Genomic DNA, 16,827 nt, shown 5'->3' on the forward strand with positions numbered 1-16,827 from the left:
ACTCGCGTGTCCCCACGAGGCTTGGGAGGGCCGATGAGGACATCGCCGAAGGCTGCGCTGGCGGGAGTCGCAGGCGCTGGCCTGCTGCTGGGGGGTGCCGGGTCGCTCGCGTTCTGGAACGACACCCAGACCGAGGACGGCGGGACGATCGAGTCTGGCACGCTCAACTTGCTGGATCGTAAGTGCAGCGGGTGGTTGAGTAACCCGGCGGATGCGAAGTCGACCGTGGACCTCTTCGGTGAGTTTCTTGTGGTGCCCGGCACCAAGCTCACCCAGACCTGCACGTACGGCATCAGGGTCGAGGGCGTCTTGGATGCTGAGCTGTCGGTCAACAACGACTACGACGATGATGGATCGACATTGGGAGCGGAGATCGACGTGGATCCCGTCTTCTCGGTCGTCGACGACGCTGCGGCGACGACCGCGCTGACCACCGACGGGACGTGGGGCTTCGATCAGACCGACACCGGGAAGGTGCTGAAGGTCGTCATCACGGTCGAGCTGCCCTTCGGTGCCGGCGTGGACAACGACTCCAACTCGCTCGTGGGGGATAGCAGGATGGTTGCGCCGTCGGAAGGCGCCGATCCGGTCAGCACCGCCAATGTGCCGCTGAAAACCGTCCTTGACGACCTGACGGTCACCGTCAAGCAAACGGCCTGACGGGGTCGACGTGCGCACTTGGTGGTGCGCGATGCTCAGCATCTTGTCCTGGCTCGTGCTGGGCCTCGCGGTGGCGGTGGTCGGAGCCGCGGTACTCGTACCGCGGCTGACCGGCTCCACCCCGATGACGGTGCTGACCGGGTCGATGGCGCCCAGCTACCTGCCCGGCACATTGGTGGTCGTCCGCCCCGTCGCGGCGGAGGACATCGCGATCGGGGACCCGATCACCTTCCAGCTGCGTTCCGGTGAACCGACCGTCGTGACCCACCGGGTGGTGGGCATCGGCTACGACGGCACCGGGGAGAGAGTCTTCAGCACGCAGGGAGACGCCAACGAGAGCCCGGACGCGGTGCCTGTCAGGCCGGTCCAGGTGCGCGGCGAGGTCTGGTACGCCATTCCGTGGCTGGGAAGACTGAACATCCTCTTCTCTGCCGATCAGCACGAGCTGATGACTCGGGTGGCAGCCGGGGGCTGCTTCGCGTACGCCATTGGCGTGCTGCTGCGTGGTCGGTGGCGCCGAACACGTCCGGAAAGCCCTTCGGTCCGGGTTGCCACATGACCGGCGTCCGTCACCGGGCCGAGCGTCCGCGCCGCGGCCTGGCGGCCTTGCCAGTCGGGGCGCTGCTGGCCGTCGGCTTCGTCGGGACCCTGGGCGGCGCCGGCACCCTGGCCTACTGGAACGACACCTCGACCGTGCAGGGCGGCACGGTGACAGCCGGCTCGCTCGACGTGAAGGTCGATGGTCAGCAGGGCAATCCCAGCAGCTACACGTGGAAGGCGCTGCAGATGACCAACATGGCGCCGGGGGAGAGGGTTGCGGCGTCCATCCCGATCAGCAACGCCGGCACGACGCCGTTCACATATGCCGTCACTGGCGCAGCGACCGGAGTTCCGGCGAGCGGCGTCGCATCGATGTTGCCCCAGGTCACGGTGAAGGCGTACGTCGGCGCAACTGCGTCTGCTCGGGCTACCACCTATCCGCGGAACGAGACCTGCTCCGGCGGCACGGAGGCGCTCACGGTCGTCCTGGACGAGACGACCGAGCCCGTGGTGCCGAGTGGCGCGGTGCTGGCGCCAGGCGAGTCGACGACTCTGTGCGTCACGTTGGAGCTCGCGCAAGCGGCCCCCAACGACGTGCAGGGGGCCACGATGACGCCGACGTTCGTGGTGACGGCGGCCCAGTCATGAGGTCGTCAGCCGCATTGGCCGCAGCCGCCATCACCGGGTTGGTGGCGCTGACCCCCGGCAGGGTGGACGCGAGCTGGGGCGACACGGGAACCGTGACTGGCGAGGCCACGGCCATGAGTCTCGCTGCGCCGGACCTGCAGTGCTCGACGTCCGGGGTCAGCGTGATCGGACTCGGGGTCATCACCTCAGCAACCGTGAGCTGGACGCCGTCCTCGCGCCCCACATCCCTCAGTTACACCGCCAAGGTGGTGGAGAAGCCGGAGATACCGGTCGTGGTGTCGGCCAACAGCTCCGCGACCCTGTCACCGAGTCTTCTCTCCGCGCTGGTCGGGACGGATGTGACCCTGCGTGTCACCGGCGCGCTGCCGGAGACGGAGTGGACCGTGGTGTCGGACCAACGTCTTCGCGTGGGCGCCCTCGGTCTCAGCGTGACGTGCCGTTGACCGGTCCGGGGTGCCACCCCACCGGCACCCTCGGATGCAGCATCGCGTCGGTGCCGCCGTCGACGTACAGCACCGACCCGACAACCAGCGAGGCCGCGTCGGAGAGCAGGAAGCCGATGGTGGCGGCGACCTCCTCGGGTCGGCCGGGGCGACCGATCGCGGTGGGGTAGGAGTCGGCGAAGACGCCGAGCTCGGGGTCGGCGCGCAGGCGGTCGGTCATCGGGGTGGCGATCAGGCCGGGGGCGACGGCGTTGACGCGGATGCCCGCACCGGCCCAGTCTGCGCCGACACCCTCGCGGCGGGCCCACCAGGCCAGCGCCGCCTTGGTGGCGGGGTAGACCTGCACCGCCTCGGTCGCCGTGGCCGCGGCGCGGGCGGCGTCCTCGTCGCCGGCGAGGCACAGGTCGGCCACGTCGCCGGCCCACCCGGGCTGGCAGGTGACCGAGTTCGACGCCAGCAGCACCACTCCCGCGCCGCCCGCAGCTGCCAGCTCGGCGTGCAGCCCGCGCACCAGCGCGAGCGCGCCGAAGTAGTTCACCGACACCACCAGCGCCGGGTCGACTCCGGTCAGCCCGGCCACGCCCGCGCACGGCACCACGCCGTGCACCGCGTCGGTCAGCGCCCGCACCTCAACCACGGCCGCCGTACGCCCCTCCGCGCTCGACAGGTCGGCGACCACGTCGGCGTCGCGCAGGTCGACGCCGATCACCCGGCCACCCCGGTCGCGCAGCAGGGCGGCCGTGGCGGCACCAATCCCGGAGGCGGAACCGGAGACGACGTACGTGCGCTTCATCGCAGAACTGTAACAAGTTCTATCTGGCACTGAGGCGGGTCCTCACGCCTACAGTGGTGGCGCTTGGTCATCTACTCGGGAGGTCCTCGTGAGAACTCGTCCCATCCGTCGCGCCCGCGTGAGCGCGGTCGGCCTCGTCACCGCCGCGCTGCTGGTGCCGCTGACCGCCTCGGTGGCCCAGCCCCCGCCGGAGCGGGGCGGCCCACCGCAGGACCTGCGGATCGCCACCTTCAACGTCTCCATGTTCCGCGCCACCGAGGGCGAGCTCGCCGCCGACCTCGCCGACGCCGACGACGAGGAGCAGGACGCCGAGGTCCGCAACGTGGCCGAGATCGTGCAACGCCAACGCCCCGACGTGCTGCTGCTCAACGAGTTCGACCACGACGCCGGCGGCGTGGCGCTGCAGCGCTTCCAGGACAACTTCCTGGCCGTGGGCCAGGGCGGCGCCGAGCCGATCGGCTACCCCTACGCGATGGTCTTCGCCTCGAACACCGGCGTGGCGAGCGGCTTCGACCTCAACAACAACGGCGAGGTCGGGCAGTCGGGCCGGGCCTACGGCGACGACTCGTTCGGCTATGGCGAGTTCCCGGGCCAGTACGCCTTCGCGATCCTCTCCCAGCACCCGATCGACACCGACGCGGTGCGGACCTTCCAGGAGTTCCGGTGGGCGGACATGCCGGGTGCGCTGCTGCCCGACGACCCCGAGACCCCGGAGCCGGCGGACTGGTACTCGCCGGAGGAGCTCGAGGTCTTCCGGCTCTCCAGCAAGAACCACGTCGACGTCCCCGTCGAGGTCGGCGGCCGCACGGTCCACGTGCTCGCCAGCCACCCGACGCCCCCGGGCTTCGACGGGCCGGAGGACCGCAACGGCACCCGCAACCACGACGAGATCCGGTTCTGGGCCGACTACGTCTCGCCCGGTCGCTCGAGCTACATCTACGACGACGACGGTGAGCGCGGTGGGCTGCGTCCGGGCTCGGCGTTCGTCGTGATGGGCGACCTGAACGCCGACCCCGCCGACGGCAGCGGTATCGACGGAGCCGCGGCGCAGGTCGTGGAGCACCCCCTGGTCCGCGACCCCCGGCCCGCCAGCGACGGCGCGGTCGAGGCGAGCGAGCTGCAGGGCGGCGCCAACGAGACCCACGCCGGCGACCCCGCCCTGGACACTGCCGACTTCAACGACCGCCCGGGCTCCGCCGGCAACCTGAGGGTCGACTACGTGCTGCCGTCGCGGCCGCTGCAGGTGCGCGACGCGGGCGTCTTCTGGCCGGTCCAGGAGGACCCGCTCTTCCGGCTGACCGGCGTCTACGACCCGTCGTTCACCAACGGCTTCCCGAGCTCGGACCACCGGATGGTGTGGGTCGACCTCGGGGTCCCGCCGGGCGGCCCGGACGCCGGTTGACGCCGAACGCCGGCCCGGGCACTCGCCCGGGCCGGCGTCAGCGGGCCTGCTCTCGCGTCAGCCCTTCGGCTTGCCCTTGCCCTTGCCGTTGCCCTTGGTGGGCGCCGGGTCGACGGACGTCGTCGTGGCGCCGGGCTGCTGCACGGCGGCCGCGGCGTCGACGATGCCCCAGCCGTAGACCGGCGAGTAGAGGCCGGTGACGTCGGTCAGCGGCTGGCGCGCGGTGTCGAGCAGCGCCGCCTCGATGTTCTCGCGGGTACGACCCTGCGCCGCGAGCAGCGCGGCGACGCCCGCGACGTGCGGGGTGGCCATCGACGTACCGGCGTAGTAGTCGTAGTCGGACTCGCCGCAGCCCGCGCTGCCGGTGCCCAGCGGCACCGTCGAGACGATGTCGTCCTCGCAGAAGGCCAGGCCGGCACCGCCGGGAGCGGTCACCGCCTTGAGGTCGGGCTTGTTGGGCAGCTCGGAGAACCAGCTCTTGACCTCGTTGCGGTCGGTGGAGGCCACGCAGATCGCACCCGGCTCGAAGGCGGGGGTGTTGCAGAGGGGGGTGGCCGTGTTGCCCGCGGCCGCCACGACCGTGACCCCGCGCTCGTTGGCGTAGGCGATGGCGTCGGTCACGTCGGACTCGACGCCGGTCAGGGTGAGCGCCTGCAGGCCGGGCAGGCCGCCGAGGCTGAGGTTGATGACGTCGGCGCCGTTGTCGGCCGACCAGCGGATGCCGTCGGCGATCTCGGCGAAGGAGCCGCTGCCGTCCTCGAGCACCTTGACGGGCAGGATCTTGGCGTCCGGGGCCGTGCCGGCCACACCGATGCCGTTGTCGGTGACGGCCGCGACGATGCCGGCCACGTGGGTGCCGTGCTCGTCGGCGTTGTTCTCCCCGTCGGGTCCGCGGAAGTCGCCGTTGCCGCACGGCGAGGTCCCCTGGCAGCCGGTGAACGTCGCTCCCTGGAGGAGGTTGGCCTTGAGGTCGGGGTGGGAGAAGTCGACCCCCGTGTCGACGACGGCGACCACGGCGCCGGCCCCCGTCGAGGTGGGCCAGGCCTGCTCGGCCCGGACCTGGTCGAGACCCCACTGCTGGGTGCGCAGCGGGTCGTTGGTGGCGGCGTGGGCAAGGGTGGTCGTGCTGGTCACCATCGCCATGGCGGCGAGCAGGGAACCAGCGGTGGCGGCCTTCCGAGACAGGCGCATCGTCGTCCTTCCGTCCGTGGTCCAGGCGGTCTGGACCACATCGGCTCAACGACCCGACCGGGCCGGGGCTACGCCCGTCTCCCGACGACCCCGTCGCTCAGCTGAGCACGTCCTTGCGGCGGAACATCCAGAACGCCAGCCCCACGAAGACCAGCGTGTAGAGCACCGACCACAGGGTGCCCTGCACCAGGTCGTCCCAGACCACCTCGGCCCGCAGCAGCGAGAACCAGGCGCCCGCGTCGTGCAGCGGCAGCGCGTTGCGCAGCGAGCCGAGGTTGTCGATCTGGTCGAGGATCGCGGACACGATCGTCACCATCACCGCGCCGCCCACGGCCGCCAGCGGCGCGTCGGTGCGCACCCCCAGCGCGAAGGCGATGGCGCCGACGGGCAGGAGGGTGATGACGAGGTACGCCGCGATCAGCGCCAGTCGTGGCCCGAAGGTCGCCCAGTCGAGGCTGCCGCCGCTGAGGCTGCGGAAGTCGGCCGGGCCGTAGAAGACCAGCCCGACCAGCAGCGACCAGCCGATCAGCGCCACCACCGCCACGGCGGTGCTCAGCAGGCCGATGACCAGCTTGCTGGCCAGCAGCCGCGCCCGCGGCACCGGCGCCAGCAGCAGGTAGCGCAGCGTCGACCACGACGCCTCCGAGGGCAGCGAGTCGCCCACGAACAGCGCGGCCAGCACGATCAGGAGGAACGACGAGGACACCGCGGTGGTGAAGATCGCGAAGTTGGCCGCGCCGCCGGTGGCCAGGTCGACCAGGCTGCCCTCGCTGGGGTCGCCGTCGCCGAGCGCGAAGGCGGCCACGATCACCAGCGGCAGCGCCAGCAGCAGCACGAACGACCACAGGGTCCGTCGGCGCGACAGCTGGCGGCGCAGCTCGGCGCGCAGCGACAGCGGCCGTCCGGGCAGGGTCGCCGTCGAGCCGGCGGTCGTGGAGCTGGCGGTCGTGGAGGGAGTCATCGCGAACGCACCTGCCTGAGGTCGGGGTCGGAGCCGGAGGCCGCGGCGATCACGCCGAGGAAGACCTCCTCGAGCTGGCGGCGGCTGCTCACGCCGACCACGTCGGCGCCGCTGCCGGCGGCCGCGCGCACCACCTCGGCGCGAGCCAGGTCGGCGACGACCACCACGTGCGGCTCGTCGACGTCGGGCACGGACTCGACCTCGGTGACGCCCTCGAGGCCGCGCAGCGCGTCGGCCAGGACGTCCGGGTCGCTGCCCGGCGCCAGCGTCACCACGGTGGTGTCGGTGGAGTCGACCAGCTCGGCCACGGTGCCGGTGGTGACCACCCGGCCGGCGTGCATCACCACCACGTGCGAGCAGGTCAGCTCGACCTCGGCGAGCAGGTGGCTGGAGACGACCACGGTGCGGCCGGCGGCGGCGTACCGGGCCAGCACGGGCCGCAGCCCGGCGATCTGCGGCGGGTCGAGCCCGTTGGTCGGCTCGTCGAGCACCAGCACCTCGGGCAGCCCCAGCATCGCCTGGGCGATCCCGAGCCGCTGGCGCATGCCGTGGCTGTAGGTGCGCACCGGACGCTCGACCGCGCCGCCCAGCGCCGCGATCTCGAGGACCTCCTCGTAGCCGGCCTCGGCCTGGTCGCGGCCGGTGGCGGCCCAGTAGGCCTCGAGGTTGGCGCGGCCGCTGAGGTGCGGCAGGAACCCCGGCCCCTCGATCAGCGCCCCCACGCGCGCCAGCACCGGCGTGCCCGGACCGACCCGGCGCCCCAGCACGTGCACCTGCCCGGAGTCGGGTGCGATCAGGCCCATCACCATCCGCAGCGTCGTGGTCTTGCCGGCGCCGTTGGGGCCCAGCAGGCCCACGACCTGCCCGCGCTCGGCGCGCCACGACACGTCGTCGACGGCGCGGTGGCCGTCGGCGTACGTCTTGACCAGCCTCTCGACCACCAGCGGCACGTCGGCCAGGTCGGGGTCGACGGGGCCGTGGCTGCGGCGTCGGCCCACCAGCGCCGCGAGCAGCAGCCCGAGAGCCACGACGCCGATCGCGACCAGCAGGCCCACGACCTCGTCGTCGAGGCCGCCGCCGTCGGTGGCCAGCACCTCGGCGCCGTCGACCGCGGGCAGCCGCAGGTCGCTGGCCTGCACCAGGTCGGCGCGGGCGGTGCGCGGGGCGGCGTACGTCTGGTCGGTCGAGGTCACCAGCACCCGCAGCCGCGAGCCGACGGGCACCTCCCACGTGCCGCCCGGCAGCGCCACCTCGACGACGGTCTCCTCGCCCGGCGTGGTGGCCACGGTGACCGGGGCGACCAGGCGCCGCGCCAGCTCGGGGACGCCGTTGACGACCTGCCACAGGCTCAGGAACAGGGTGCTGCTGCGCCCGGTCGAGGTGACGGTGAGGCGCACCCGCGGCGAGCCGACGACGGTGCGGGCCTCGTCGAGCTCGGCGGTGTCGAAGGAGGCTGACTGGCCCGGCAGGGCCGCCAACGGGTAGGTCGAGACCACGTCGCTGAACTCGTCGACCGCCCCGCCGGTCGACGGCACCGCGGTGATCGACTGGGGCTCGCCGCCCGGCGGGTTGGCCACGGGCTGCGCCTCGCCCTCGAGCGAGAGCGACTCGTACGTCGTCGAGCCGGGGTCGTCGGTGCTCTGCACGGTCGAGGCGTCCTGGCCGCGGCTGCGCGGCAGCACCCAGCTGAACGCCGGGATCGGCAGGTCGGTGGCCTCGTCGACCCCGGGGCCGCGCAGGTAGTGCTCGAGCCACGGCTCGATGGTCGCGGTGTCGGCCTCCAGGGAGCCGCCGAGGTCGTCGTGGCCGCCGTCGCTCCAGCGCACCGCGACCGGCGTGCCCTGCTCGCGCAGCACCTCCGCGGTGGCCTCGGCCTGGTCGACGCCGAAGAGCGTGTCGGCCATGCCCTGCACCAGGTACGTCGGGGCGTCGAGGTCGTCGAGCAGCGGCGCCGGGCTGTGCTCGCCCAGCAGGTCCAGCAGCGCGGGGCTGGGCTCCCCGGTCTCCGTGGCCTCGAGGAACAGCCGGCACACCTCGGGGGCGAACCGCCCGCAGACGGCGCCGGCCGCGGGCGCCCGGCCCGACGTCCGCCCCAGCACCTCGCCCATGCCCTGGGCGGCGGTGGAGAGGAAGAACCGCGACGCCCACAGCTGCTTGAACGGTCCCGGGAGGTCGCTGTCGCGCACCGACTGGGGGAAGAACGACTCGGCCAGGTCGTGCCAGGTGATGGCCGCGACCACGGTGTCGACGCGGGGGTCGGTGGCGGCGGTCATCAGCGACACCGCGCCGCCGTACGACGCCCCGACGAGGCCGACGCGCGGGTCGCCGTCGGCGTCGGTGACGACGTCGTCGCGCTCGGCGAGCACGTCGACCAGCGCCCGGGCGTCGGCGATCTCGTAGTCGGGGTCGGCCAGGTGGATGCGCCCGCCGGAGGCGCCGAAGCCGCGGGCGGTGTAGGTCAGCACCAGGTAGCCGTCGTCCGCCAGGTCGTCGGCCTGCTCGACCAGGTCGTCCTTGCTGCCGCCGAATCCGTGGGTGAGCAGCACCGCCGGGTGCGGGCCGTCGCCGTCGGGCACGAACACCGAGGTGTCGAGCTCGACCTCGGCGCCGCCGGGCTCGGGACCGACCGCGACCAGCGCCTCGGTGACCTCCACTCCGCCCGCCCCGGTCGCGGTCGCGGGAGAGAGCAGGGCCACCGGGGCGGCGAGGGCCAGGGCGAGGGCGCCCGCGAGGGCGGCAGTGGAGCGGGCGCGCATGCCGCCAGTCAACAGGGTGCCCCGTCACCACCGCCGTTGGTCGAGCAGTGACGAGCGCCAGCGAGGAGCGACGCCGAGACCCGGTGACCGACGTGCTCGCCGTACGCCGGGGGCCGCCCCGCCGTTGGTCGAGCAGTGACGAGCGCCAGCGAGGAGCGTCGCCGAGACCCGGTGAGGTGCCCGCCCGCCGTACGCCATGGACTCACTGGGTCTCGGCGTCGCTCGAGCCTTCGGCCCTCGCTGCTCGACCAACGGCGGTGCGCTCCGTCGGTCGAGCAGTGACGAGCGCCAGCGAGGAACGTCGCCGAGACCCGGTGAGTGACGTGCTCGCCGTACGCCATGGGGTGAGGGGGTCTCGGCGTCGCTCGAGCCTTCGGCCCTCGCTGCTCGACCAACGACCGCCGTTGGTCGAGCAGTGACGAGCGCCAGCGAGGAGCGTCGCCGAGACCCGGTGAGTGACGTGCTCGCCGTACGCCATGGGGTGAGGGGGTCTCGGCGTCGCTCGAGCCTTCGGCCCTCGCTGCTCGACCAACGACCGCCGTTGGTCGAGCAGTGACGAGCGCCAGCGAGGAGCGTCGCCGAGACCCGGTGAGGTGCCCGCCCGCCGTACGCCGGGTTCTCGCGGGGTCTCGGCGTCGCTCGAGCCTTCGGCCCTCGCTGCTCGACCAACGGCGGGTGTCACTCGTAGCGGCGCACCCGCTCCTCGGGGCTGCCGGCGCCGCGGGTCAGCAGACCGGCCAGCTCGTGGGCGAGCACGGCGCCGACGCGGCGGCAGAACTCCTCGGGCTCCTCGGCGGCGTCGGGGTGCTCGGCCACGACGCGGTCGACGATGCCGGCCTCGTGCAGGTCGAGGGCCCGCACCCGCTGCTGGCGCGCCATCTCGGGGGCGTGGTCGAGGTCGCGGTGCACGATCGCGCTGGCGCCCTCGGGCGGCAGCGGCGAGAGCCACGCGTGCTGGGCGGCCACCACCCGGTCGGCCGGCAGCAGCGCCAGCGCCCCGCCGCCGTTGCCCTCGCCGAGCATCAGGCTCAGCGTGGGCGCGTCGAGGGTGACCAGGTCGCCCAGGCAGCGGGCGATCTCGCCGGCCAGGCCGCCGTTCTCGGCGTTCACGCTCAGCGCCGCACCCTGGGTGTCGATGACGGTCAGCAGCGGCAGCCGCAGCTCGGAGGCCAGCCGCATCCCGCGCCGCGCCTCGCGCAGCGCCTCCGGTCCGAGCGGGTGCGCCTTGGTCTGGCCGCGCCGGTCCTGGCCGAGGAAGACGCACGGCACGTCGCCGAAGCGCACCAGCGCGATCAGCAGCCCCGGGTCGGCCTCGCCCTGCCCGGTGCCGTTGAGCGGCACGACGTCGGAGGCGGCGTAGCGCAGCAGGCGGCGTACGCCGGGGCGCTCGGGGTCGCGCGAGCGGGTGACCGCCTCCCACGTGTCGACGTCGGGCACGGCGTCGTCGCCGGGGTCGGGCACCTGGGCCATCTGCTCGCGCGGGGGCAGCATGATGTCGAGGGCGCGGTGCAGGATGTCGGCGATGTCCTGCGGGGCGACGACGGCGTCGATGATGCCGCGGGCGTAGAGGTTCTCCGAGGTCTGCACGTCCTCGGGGAAGTCCTCGCCGTAGAGCGCCTGGTAGACCCGCGGGCCCAGGAAGCCCACCAGCGCACCGGGCTCCGCGACCGTCACGTGGCCCAGCGAACCCCAGCTGGCCATCACGCCGCCGGTCGTGGGGTGGCGCAGATAGACCAGGTAGGGCAGCCCCGACGTCTTGTGCGCCATCACCGCCTCGGCGATGCGCACCATCTGCACGAACGCCGGCGTGCCCTCCTGCATCCGGGTGCCGCCGCTGATCGGGGCGGCCAGCAGCGGCAGCCCCTCCGCGGTGGCCCGCTTGATGGTGGCGACCAGCCGGTCGGCCGTGGCCCGCCCGATCGAGCCGGCCAGGAAGCCGAACTCGCCCAGCACCACTGCCACCCGGCGCCCGCGCAGCACGCCCTCGCCGGTCACCACCGCCTCGTCGGTGCCGGCCTTCTCGCGCGCCGCCGCGAGCTCGGCGCCGTACTGCTCGCTGATCTCGCCGTACGCCGGCGCCTCGTCCCAGCTGCGCCACGACCCCTCGTCGAGCACGAGGTCGATGAGGTCGTGGGAGGTCAGCCGCGTCATGGTGCGAAGGCTAGGGCTCCCGGGGCAGCCGTGTGAGCACCTCTCGCTCCTCGGCCCGCGTCAACCCGGTGACCACCGCCTCCGGCGTCGCCCGCAGCCACGCCAGCGTGTCGGCGGCGGTCTCGGCGAGGGGACGGACGGTGAGCCCCGCGTCGCGCGAGGGGGTCCAGTCGTGCGCGAGCATGCCGTCGTACGCCGGTCGCGGCAGCCACAGCGGCAGCGAGCGCGGGCCCATCCACGGGGTCACCCCCGCCGCCGCGAGCGCCTCGTCGTCGACCCACCTCCAGCGCGGCGCTGCGCCGACCCCGGCGGCCACCTCGTCGAGCAGCCGGCCGAGCGGCACCGCGGGGCCGACCCCGTCGAAGACGCCGGTCAGGCCCCGTTCGGCGGCGTCGACCAGCCAGCCGGCCAGGTCGCGCACGTCGATGACCTGCACCTGGTCGTCGGGTGACCCGCCGGCCAGCACCGCCTCCCCGTCACCGACCTCGTCGAGCCGCGCGGGCCAGTAGGTGAAGCGACCGGTGGGGTCGCCGGGCCCGACGATCAGCCCGGGCCGCACCACGAGGGCCTGGCCCGCCTCGTCGAGCACCGCCTGCTCGCAGGCGGCCTTCATCGGACCGTAGGCCTCGGGCTCCTCGTGCAGGTCGGCGTCGTCTCGGGGCTCGCGCAGCGGCAGGGTGCCGGGGCGCCCGCCGCGGGTGGTGTCGTCGGCGTAGACGTTGATCGAGGACACGAAGGTCCAGTGCGCGCCGGGCCACGTCGCGACCGCCGCCCGCACCCACGAGGGCGTGCGGGCCACGTCGACCACGGCGTCGTACGCCGTCGAGGTGAGCTCGTCGGGCAGCCCGGCGACCCGGTCGACCGCGACGTGCCGCACGCCCTCGGGCACCGCGCCCGAGGAGCCGCGGCAGGCCGCCGTGACCTCGTGGCCGCGGGCGGCCGCCTCGACCGCCACCGCCCGCGACAGGAAGACCGAGCCGCCCAGCACCAGGAACCGCATGGGGTCAGCCTCGCACCCGCTACCCCCGAGCCGGCGTGACTTCCCCGAGCAACCAGTCGTCGAAGAACCCGGCGAGGTCGCGCCCGGAGCGCTCCGACCACCAGGCGGTGATCTCGTCGTAGGACGACGTGGCGTTCTGGTGCTCGGCCGGCCAGGCTCGCACCAGCTCGAGGAACAGCTCGTCGCCGAGGTCGCGGCGCAGCTCGTGCCACATCAGGGCGGGGCCGTAGTAGATGTTGGACTCGCCGAAGGTGGCCGGGTCGTAGTCGGCGGGCGGGCCGGCGGCGGCGCGCTCCTCGTCCTCGAAGGAGGCCCAGTAGTCCATCAGCTGCTCGAGCGTGTAGTCCTCCTGCTCGGCCTCCCACATGCCCTGCAGGTACATCGCCATGCCCTCGTTCATCCACACGTCGCGCCAGTCCGAGGGCGTCACGTCGTCGCCGTACCAGTGGTGCGCGAGCTCGTGGACGACCACGGCGGGCGAGGTGGTGTAGTCGGTCATCCCGAGCGTGATCATGGTCTGGGTCTCCATGCCGCTCTCGCTGTCGACGAGCAGGATGCCGAGGGTGTCGAAGGGGTAGGGGCCCAGGATCTCCTCGAGCCACGCCAGCCCCTCGGGGGTCGGGGCCAGGGCGCGTGCGAGGCGCTGCCGCTCGCGCGGCACCCAGTACTGGATCGGCACCCCGCTGGCCGACTCGTCCTCGGTGAGCACGTAGTCGCCGGTCGCGATCGTCATCAGGTACGACGCCGCCGGCTCGGCCAGGTGCCAGGTCGTGGTGCGCAGCCCGTCGGCCTCGGTGGTGTCGACGAGCTCGCCGTTGGCGATGCCGGTGAACGGCTCGGGCACCGTCACCGCGATGTCGTAGAGCGCCTTGTCGGAGGGGTGGTCGTTGACGGCGTACCATGTGTAGGCGCCGTGCGGCTCCTGCATGGTCCAGGTCGAGCCGTCGGGCATCGTGGTCCAGCCGTTGGTGGCGAAGTCGCCGCGGGTGGTGGGCGCGGGCACCGGCAGCGGGGTGCCCTCGAAGTCGAGCGCGAGCTCGTAGCGCTCGTCGGCCTCCACGTCGGCGACCACCACCAGGTCCTTGCCCTCGTGGCGGAAGTCGACCTCCTCGCCGTCGACCAGCACCGAGCCGACCCGCAGCTCGGGACTCAGGTCGAGCTGCAGCTCGTCGTCGTCCTCGGTCGAGCGCAGCAGCAGCACCTGGCGACCGGTGAGCACCTCCGCGTCGGGATCCCAGGCCAGGTCGAGGTCGTAGTGCAGCGCGTCCACGCCCGGGTCGCCGATGCGCGGGTAGACCGAGTCCTCGACCGGCTCGTTGAGCGCGACGTCGAGTGCCGGGTCGTCCACGCCGTCGTACGCCGCCTCCGCGGCCGCGGCCGGCACCACGAGGGCCGGTGCCCCGGCGCCGGCGGGCCGCTCGAGCAGCGGCTCCTCGGTCGCGCCCGAGCACGCGGCGAGCGCGAGCAGCGGCACGCCCAGCAGCGCGCGCCTCACGCGTCGTCCCCGCGCAGCAGCGGGCGGGCCAGCCGCCGGCCGTGGTGGATCTGGGCCTTGACGGTGCCCAGCGGGAGGCCGAGCAGGCTGGCGATCTCGTCGTAGGGCAGGCCGTAGACGTCGCGCAGCAGCAGCGGCTCGACCAGCTGGGGGTGCTCGCGCTCGAGCGTCTCCATCGCCTCGAGCAGGTCGAGGCGGGTGCCGGCGATGACGCTGGTGGTGCGGGGGTCGGGGCGCTCGAGGCGTCCGCCGCCCTCGGCCTGCGGGTCGGCGGGCACGGCCTGGTTCTTCATCCGGCGGTAGGTGGAGCGGGCGCTGTTGACCGCGACCGCGTGCATCCAGGTGGTGAAGCGCCCGCGCCCGGCCCAGCCGCCGATCTTGCCGGCGATGTTGATCAGCGCCTCCTGGCAGGCGTCCTCGGCGTCGGCGGAGTGCGGCAGCACGCCCTGGCAGACGCGCAGCGCCCGCGGCCGGACCGCGGTCAGCAGCTCCTCGAGGGCAGTGCGGTCCCCGGCCTGCGCCCGTCGGGCCAGGTCGTCGATCTGGTCGGCGTCGTACGCCTCCGGTGCGCCCACTGGTCTCCCTTTACTCGATGGCCCATCATGCCTGGGTGTCCACCGGTCAGCGGATCCCGCAGCGCCTGGGCCGCTACGCCGTGCGCCGGCGGATCGGCTCGGGTGGCTTCGCGACCGTGTGGCTGGCCTACGACGAGCACCTCGACTCCCCGGTCGCGGTGAAGGTCCTGGCCGACAACTGGACCGACGACGCGCAGGTGCGCCGCCGCTTCCTCGAGGAGGGACGCTACCTGCGCCGCGTCGAGTCGCCCCACGTCGTGAGCGTCTACGACGCCGGCGAGCTCGACGACGGCCGGCCCTACCTGGTGATGTCGTACGCCGACCAGGGCACCCTGGCCGACCGGCTCGAGATCGACGGGCTCAGCGCCGCACAGTCGCTCGAGATCGTGCGCCAGGTCGGCTCGGGGCTGACCGCGCTGCACGCGCGCGACATCCTGCACCGCGACGTGAAGCCGGCCAACGTGCTGTTCCGCACCGTCGAGGGCGAGGTCCGCGCGATGCTCGGCGACCTGGGGCTGGGCAAGGCGCTCGACGTGTCGTCGCGGCTGACGATGGTCGCCGGCAGCCCCTCCTACGTGGCGCCCGAGCAGGCGCAGGCCGAGGCCCCCGACGCCCGCGCCGACCAGTACTCCCTGGCCGCGGTGGCCTACCTCCTGCTCGCCGGGCGACCGGCCTTCTCCCACGCCAGCCTGCGCGCCGCCGCCGACCCGCAGCCGCCGGCGCCGCTGGGCGGCGACCTGCCCGCGGCCGTCGACGGCGTCGTACGCCGCGCGCTGGCGGTGGAGCGCGAGGAGCGCTGGCCCGACGTGGAGAGGTTCGTGGCCGAGCTGGGCGCGGTGCTCGCGCCGGCGGTGCGCGGGGCGGACGGCGCGTCCACCGCGCCGTGGCTGCCGGTCGACCCCGAGCTGACCCAGCCCGGCAACCGGCCCTCGCTGCACGCCCCGTCGGACCCGCTGGCCGAGCCCGAGCCGCCGGTGCGTCGGCGCCGACGTGGCCTGGTAGCCGCGACGGTCGTGGCCGGGGCGCTGGCCGCGGCCGGGGGAGCATGGGCCGGGCAGGCGGTCGAGCGCGAGACCCGCCCCGACCTGCGCAGCGTCAGCGACGAGGGCGGCACGCTCTCGGTCGAGGTGCCGGCCGACTGGGAGCGCAGCGTCGGCGGCGAGGGATGGGCCGGCCCCGACGGCAGCGGCTCCTACGCCGCCCTGTCGGTGGGCACCGACCCGGCCTGGACCGACCCGGGCCGCGAGGCCGAGGGCGCCTTCCTGGGCCTGATGCCCGGCAGTGCCCTGCCCGAGCTGATGCCGACCCATCCCGAGTGCGAGGAGGAGCAGTCACCGGTGGTCGAGGACGGCGAGACGCCGTCGGTCACGGTGCTGCACACCGGCTGCGGCGGCAGCGGGGTCGTGGTCGAGCGGGTGCTGCAGGTCGCCGGCAACCGGCTGCTGTGGGTGCAGGTGCGCAGCCTCGACCGGGCAGCGGCCAACCGGGTGCTCGACAGTGTGAGGACCTCCGGCATCTGAGCGCGTACGTTGCTCGGCATGGCCACCGTCACCACGAGCACCACCCCGAGCCTCCTGGGCCGCCTCGTCGGCGGCGCGGTGACGGCGGTCCGTCTGCCGGGCCAGGCGGTCGAGACGGGTCGCCGGCTCGTCGCCGACGCCACCGACGTGGTCGAGCAGGCCGCCGCGCTGGCGGTGCGCGTGGTGCGGCTCGTCGACCGTCTCGAGCTCCTCGTCGACGAGATCGCCGGCATCGCGGCGCGCGCCGACCTGGTGGCGTCGAAGGCGGACACCGTGGCCGGCGAGATCGGCGAGGTCTCCGCGCTCGCCGAGACCCAGGTGCAGCGCCTGCAGGGGCTGCTCGACGCGTGTGCCCCGGCCCTGCTGCACCTGCAGCCGGTGCTCGACCAGGCCGGCGTCGTGCTCGCACCCCGGCACGCCGACGCCGTGGCACGGCTGCTCGACCTGACGCCCGAGGTCATCGACCTGATCAGCCCGGCCCTGACGAACCTGGGCGCCCTCACCCCCGAGCTGAACGCGCTGGCCGAACGATTCGAGGCGATGGGCCAGATCGTGGAGGGCATCCCCGGCTCGAGGCGGCTCAAGCGCCGCGGTGCCGCCGAGGAGGAGCCGCCCGGCTAGGGATCACAGGCGGGGAGCTCAGGGTCGAGTCAGGGGCGAACCCGATGGCCTGCCGTGCCCAGGCGATCCAC

Annotated in this window: 15 protein-coding genes; 7 read left to right on the forward strand and 8 right to left on the reverse strand. The window is 73.7% G+C overall.

Features of this window, described 5'->3' with window-relative positions; translation table 11 throughout:
* Positions 1–33 precede the first annotated feature (33 nt).
* Genes QWJ41_RS00735 through QWJ41_RS00750 form a run of 4 tightly spaced genes read left to right on the forward strand, consistent with a single transcriptional unit; the run spans position 34 to position 2,291 of the window.
* Positions 34–660 (forward strand): alternate-type signal peptide domain-containing protein, encoded by a 627-nt coding sequence (locus tag QWJ41_RS00735; protein ID WP_302705204.1) that lies wholly within the window; start codon positions 34–36, stop codon positions 658–660.
* Positions 661–691: 31 nt separating this feature from the next.
* A complete protein-coding gene (locus tag QWJ41_RS00740) occupies positions 692–1,219 on the forward strand; it encodes a signal peptidase I (protein WP_302705205.1) in 528 nt (175 codons plus the stop codon).
* On the forward strand, positions 1,216–1,848 hold the full coding sequence (locus QWJ41_RS00745) for a TasA family protein (protein ID WP_302705206.1): 633 nt from the start codon (positions 1,216–1,218) through the stop codon (positions 1,846–1,848). The genes QWJ41_RS00740 and QWJ41_RS00745 overlap by 4 nt, the downstream gene beginning before the upstream one ends.
* 41 nt (positions 1,849–1,889) lie before the next feature.
* A complete protein-coding gene (locus QWJ41_RS00750) occupies positions 1,890–2,291 on the forward strand; it encodes a hypothetical protein (RefSeq protein WP_302705207.1) in 402 nt (133 codons plus the stop codon).
* Here the strand turns inward: QWJ41_RS00750 and QWJ41_RS00755 are convergent.
* On the reverse strand, positions 2,272–3,084 hold the full coding sequence (locus tag QWJ41_RS00755; protein WP_302705208.1) for an SDR family oxidoreductase: 813 nt from the start codon (positions 3,082–3,084) through the stop codon (positions 2,272–2,274). The genes QWJ41_RS00750 and QWJ41_RS00755 overlap by 20 nt on opposite strands.
* Positions 3,085–3,172: 88 nt before the next feature.
* Here QWJ41_RS00755 and QWJ41_RS00760 point away from each other — a divergent pair, with 88 nt between their 5' ends.
* Complete coding sequence (locus QWJ41_RS00760) at positions 3,173–4,486, forward strand: endonuclease/exonuclease/phosphatase family protein (protein WP_302705209.1); 1,314 nt, start codon at positions 3,173–3,175, stop codon at positions 4,484–4,486.
* A gap of 57 nt (positions 4,487–4,543) precedes the next feature.
* Here the strand turns inward: QWJ41_RS00760 and QWJ41_RS00765 are convergent, their stop codons facing one another.
* The 7 genes from QWJ41_RS00765 to QWJ41_RS00795 form a co-directional block, all read right to left on the reverse strand.
* Positions 4,544–5,677: a S8 family serine peptidase gene (locus QWJ41_RS00765; protein WP_302705210.1), complete on the reverse strand. Its 1,134-nt coding sequence runs from the start codon at positions 5,675–5,677 to the stop codon at positions 4,544–4,546.
* A 97-nt stretch (positions 5,678–5,774) separates the two neighbouring features.
* Positions 5,775–6,638 carry a DUF2705 family protein gene (locus QWJ41_RS00770; RefSeq protein ID WP_302705211.1) on the reverse strand — a complete coding sequence of 288 codons (864 nt, stop codon included), beginning with the start codon at positions 6,636–6,638 and terminating at the stop codon, positions 5,775–5,777.
* Positions 6,635–9,394, reverse strand: a complete 2,760-nt coding sequence (locus tag QWJ41_RS00775) for an alpha/beta fold hydrolase (protein WP_302705212.1) — start codon at positions 9,392–9,394, stop codon at positions 6,635–6,637. The genes QWJ41_RS00770 and QWJ41_RS00775 overlap by 4 nt, the downstream gene beginning before the upstream one ends.
* A gap of 678 nt (positions 9,395–10,072) precedes the next feature.
* Positions 10,073–11,545: a carboxyl transferase domain-containing protein gene (locus QWJ41_RS00780; protein ID WP_302705214.1), complete on the reverse strand. Its 1,473-nt coding sequence runs from the start codon at positions 11,543–11,545 to the stop codon at positions 10,073–10,075.
* Positions 11,546–11,555: 10 nt separating this feature from the next.
* Positions 11,556–12,545, reverse strand: coding sequence for a Rossmann-fold NAD(P)-binding domain-containing protein (locus tag QWJ41_RS00785; protein WP_302705215.1), 990 nt, complete (start codon positions 12,543–12,545; stop codon positions 11,556–11,558).
* Between the two features lie 19 nt (positions 12,546–12,564).
* Positions 12,565–14,040 carry a M1 family metallopeptidase gene (locus QWJ41_RS00790; RefSeq protein ID WP_302705216.1) on the reverse strand — a complete coding sequence of 492 codons (1,476 nt, stop codon included), beginning with the start codon at positions 14,038–14,040 and terminating at the stop codon, positions 12,565–12,567.
* Positions 14,037–14,615 (reverse strand): RNA polymerase sigma factor, encoded by a 579-nt coding sequence (locus QWJ41_RS00795; protein ID WP_302705217.1) that lies wholly within the window; start codon positions 14,613–14,615, stop codon positions 14,037–14,039. Before QWJ41_RS00795 ends, QWJ41_RS00790 begins: the two co-directional genes overlap by 4 nt.
* Before the next feature lie 35 nt (positions 14,616–14,650).
* On the opposite strand from QWJ41_RS00795, the gene QWJ41_RS00800 reads away from it, so the two are divergent.
* Both QWJ41_RS00800 and QWJ41_RS00805 read left to right on the forward strand, forming a co-directional pair.
* Positions 14,651–16,135 (forward strand): serine/threonine-protein kinase, encoded by a 1,485-nt coding sequence (locus QWJ41_RS00800; protein ID WP_302705218.1) that lies wholly within the window; start codon positions 14,651–14,653, stop codon positions 16,133–16,135.
* 18 nt (positions 16,136–16,153) lie between these two features.
* On the forward strand, positions 16,154–16,756 hold the full coding sequence (locus QWJ41_RS00805; protein WP_302705220.1) for a hypothetical protein: 603 nt from the start codon (positions 16,154–16,156) through the stop codon (positions 16,754–16,756).
* Positions 16,757–16,827 lie beyond the last annotated feature (71 nt).

Source organism: Nocardioides cremeus (assembly GCF_030518195.1).
GTDB classification, from domain to species: domain Bacteria; phylum Actinomycetota; class Actinomycetes; order Propionibacteriales; family Nocardioidaceae; genus Nocardioides; species Nocardioides cremeus.

Coding starts and splice junctions, on each gene's coding strand:
- QWJ41_RS00745 (WP_302705206.1), top strand. CDS start 1,216: ATGACCGGCGTCCGTCACCGGGCCGAGCGTCCGCGCCGCGGCCTGGCG.
- QWJ41_RS00755 (WP_302705208.1), bottom strand. CDS start 3,084: ATGAAGCGCACGTACGTCGTCTCCGGTTCCGCCTCCGGGATTGGTGCC.
- QWJ41_RS00785 (WP_302705215.1), bottom strand. CDS start 12,545: ATGCGGTTCCTGGTGCTGGGCGGCTCGGTCTTCCTGTCGCGGGCGGTG.
- QWJ41_RS00780 (WP_302705214.1), bottom strand. CDS start 11,545: ATGACGCGGCTGACCTCCCACGACCTCATCGACCTCGTGCTCGACGAG.
- QWJ41_RS00770 (WP_302705211.1), bottom strand. CDS start 6,638: ATGACTCCCTCCACGACCGCCAGCTCCACGACCGCCGGCTCGACGGCG.
- QWJ41_RS00735 (WP_302705204.1), top strand. CDS start 34: ATGAGGACATCGCCGAAGGCTGCGCTGGCGGGAGTCGCAGGCGCTGGC.
- QWJ41_RS00775 (WP_302705212.1), bottom strand. CDS start 9,394: ATGCGCGCCCGCTCCACTGCCGCCCTCGCGGGCGCCCTCGCCCTGGCC.
- QWJ41_RS00805 (WP_302705220.1), top strand. CDS start 16,154: ATGGCCACCGTCACCACGAGCACCACCCCGAGCCTCCTGGGCCGCCTC.
- QWJ41_RS00740 (WP_302705205.1), top strand. CDS start 692: ATGCTCAGCATCTTGTCCTGGCTCGTGCTGGGCCTCGCGGTGGCGGTG.
- QWJ41_RS00765 (WP_302705210.1), bottom strand. CDS start 5,677: ATGCGCCTGTCTCGGAAGGCCGCCACCGCTGGTTCCCTGCTCGCCGCC.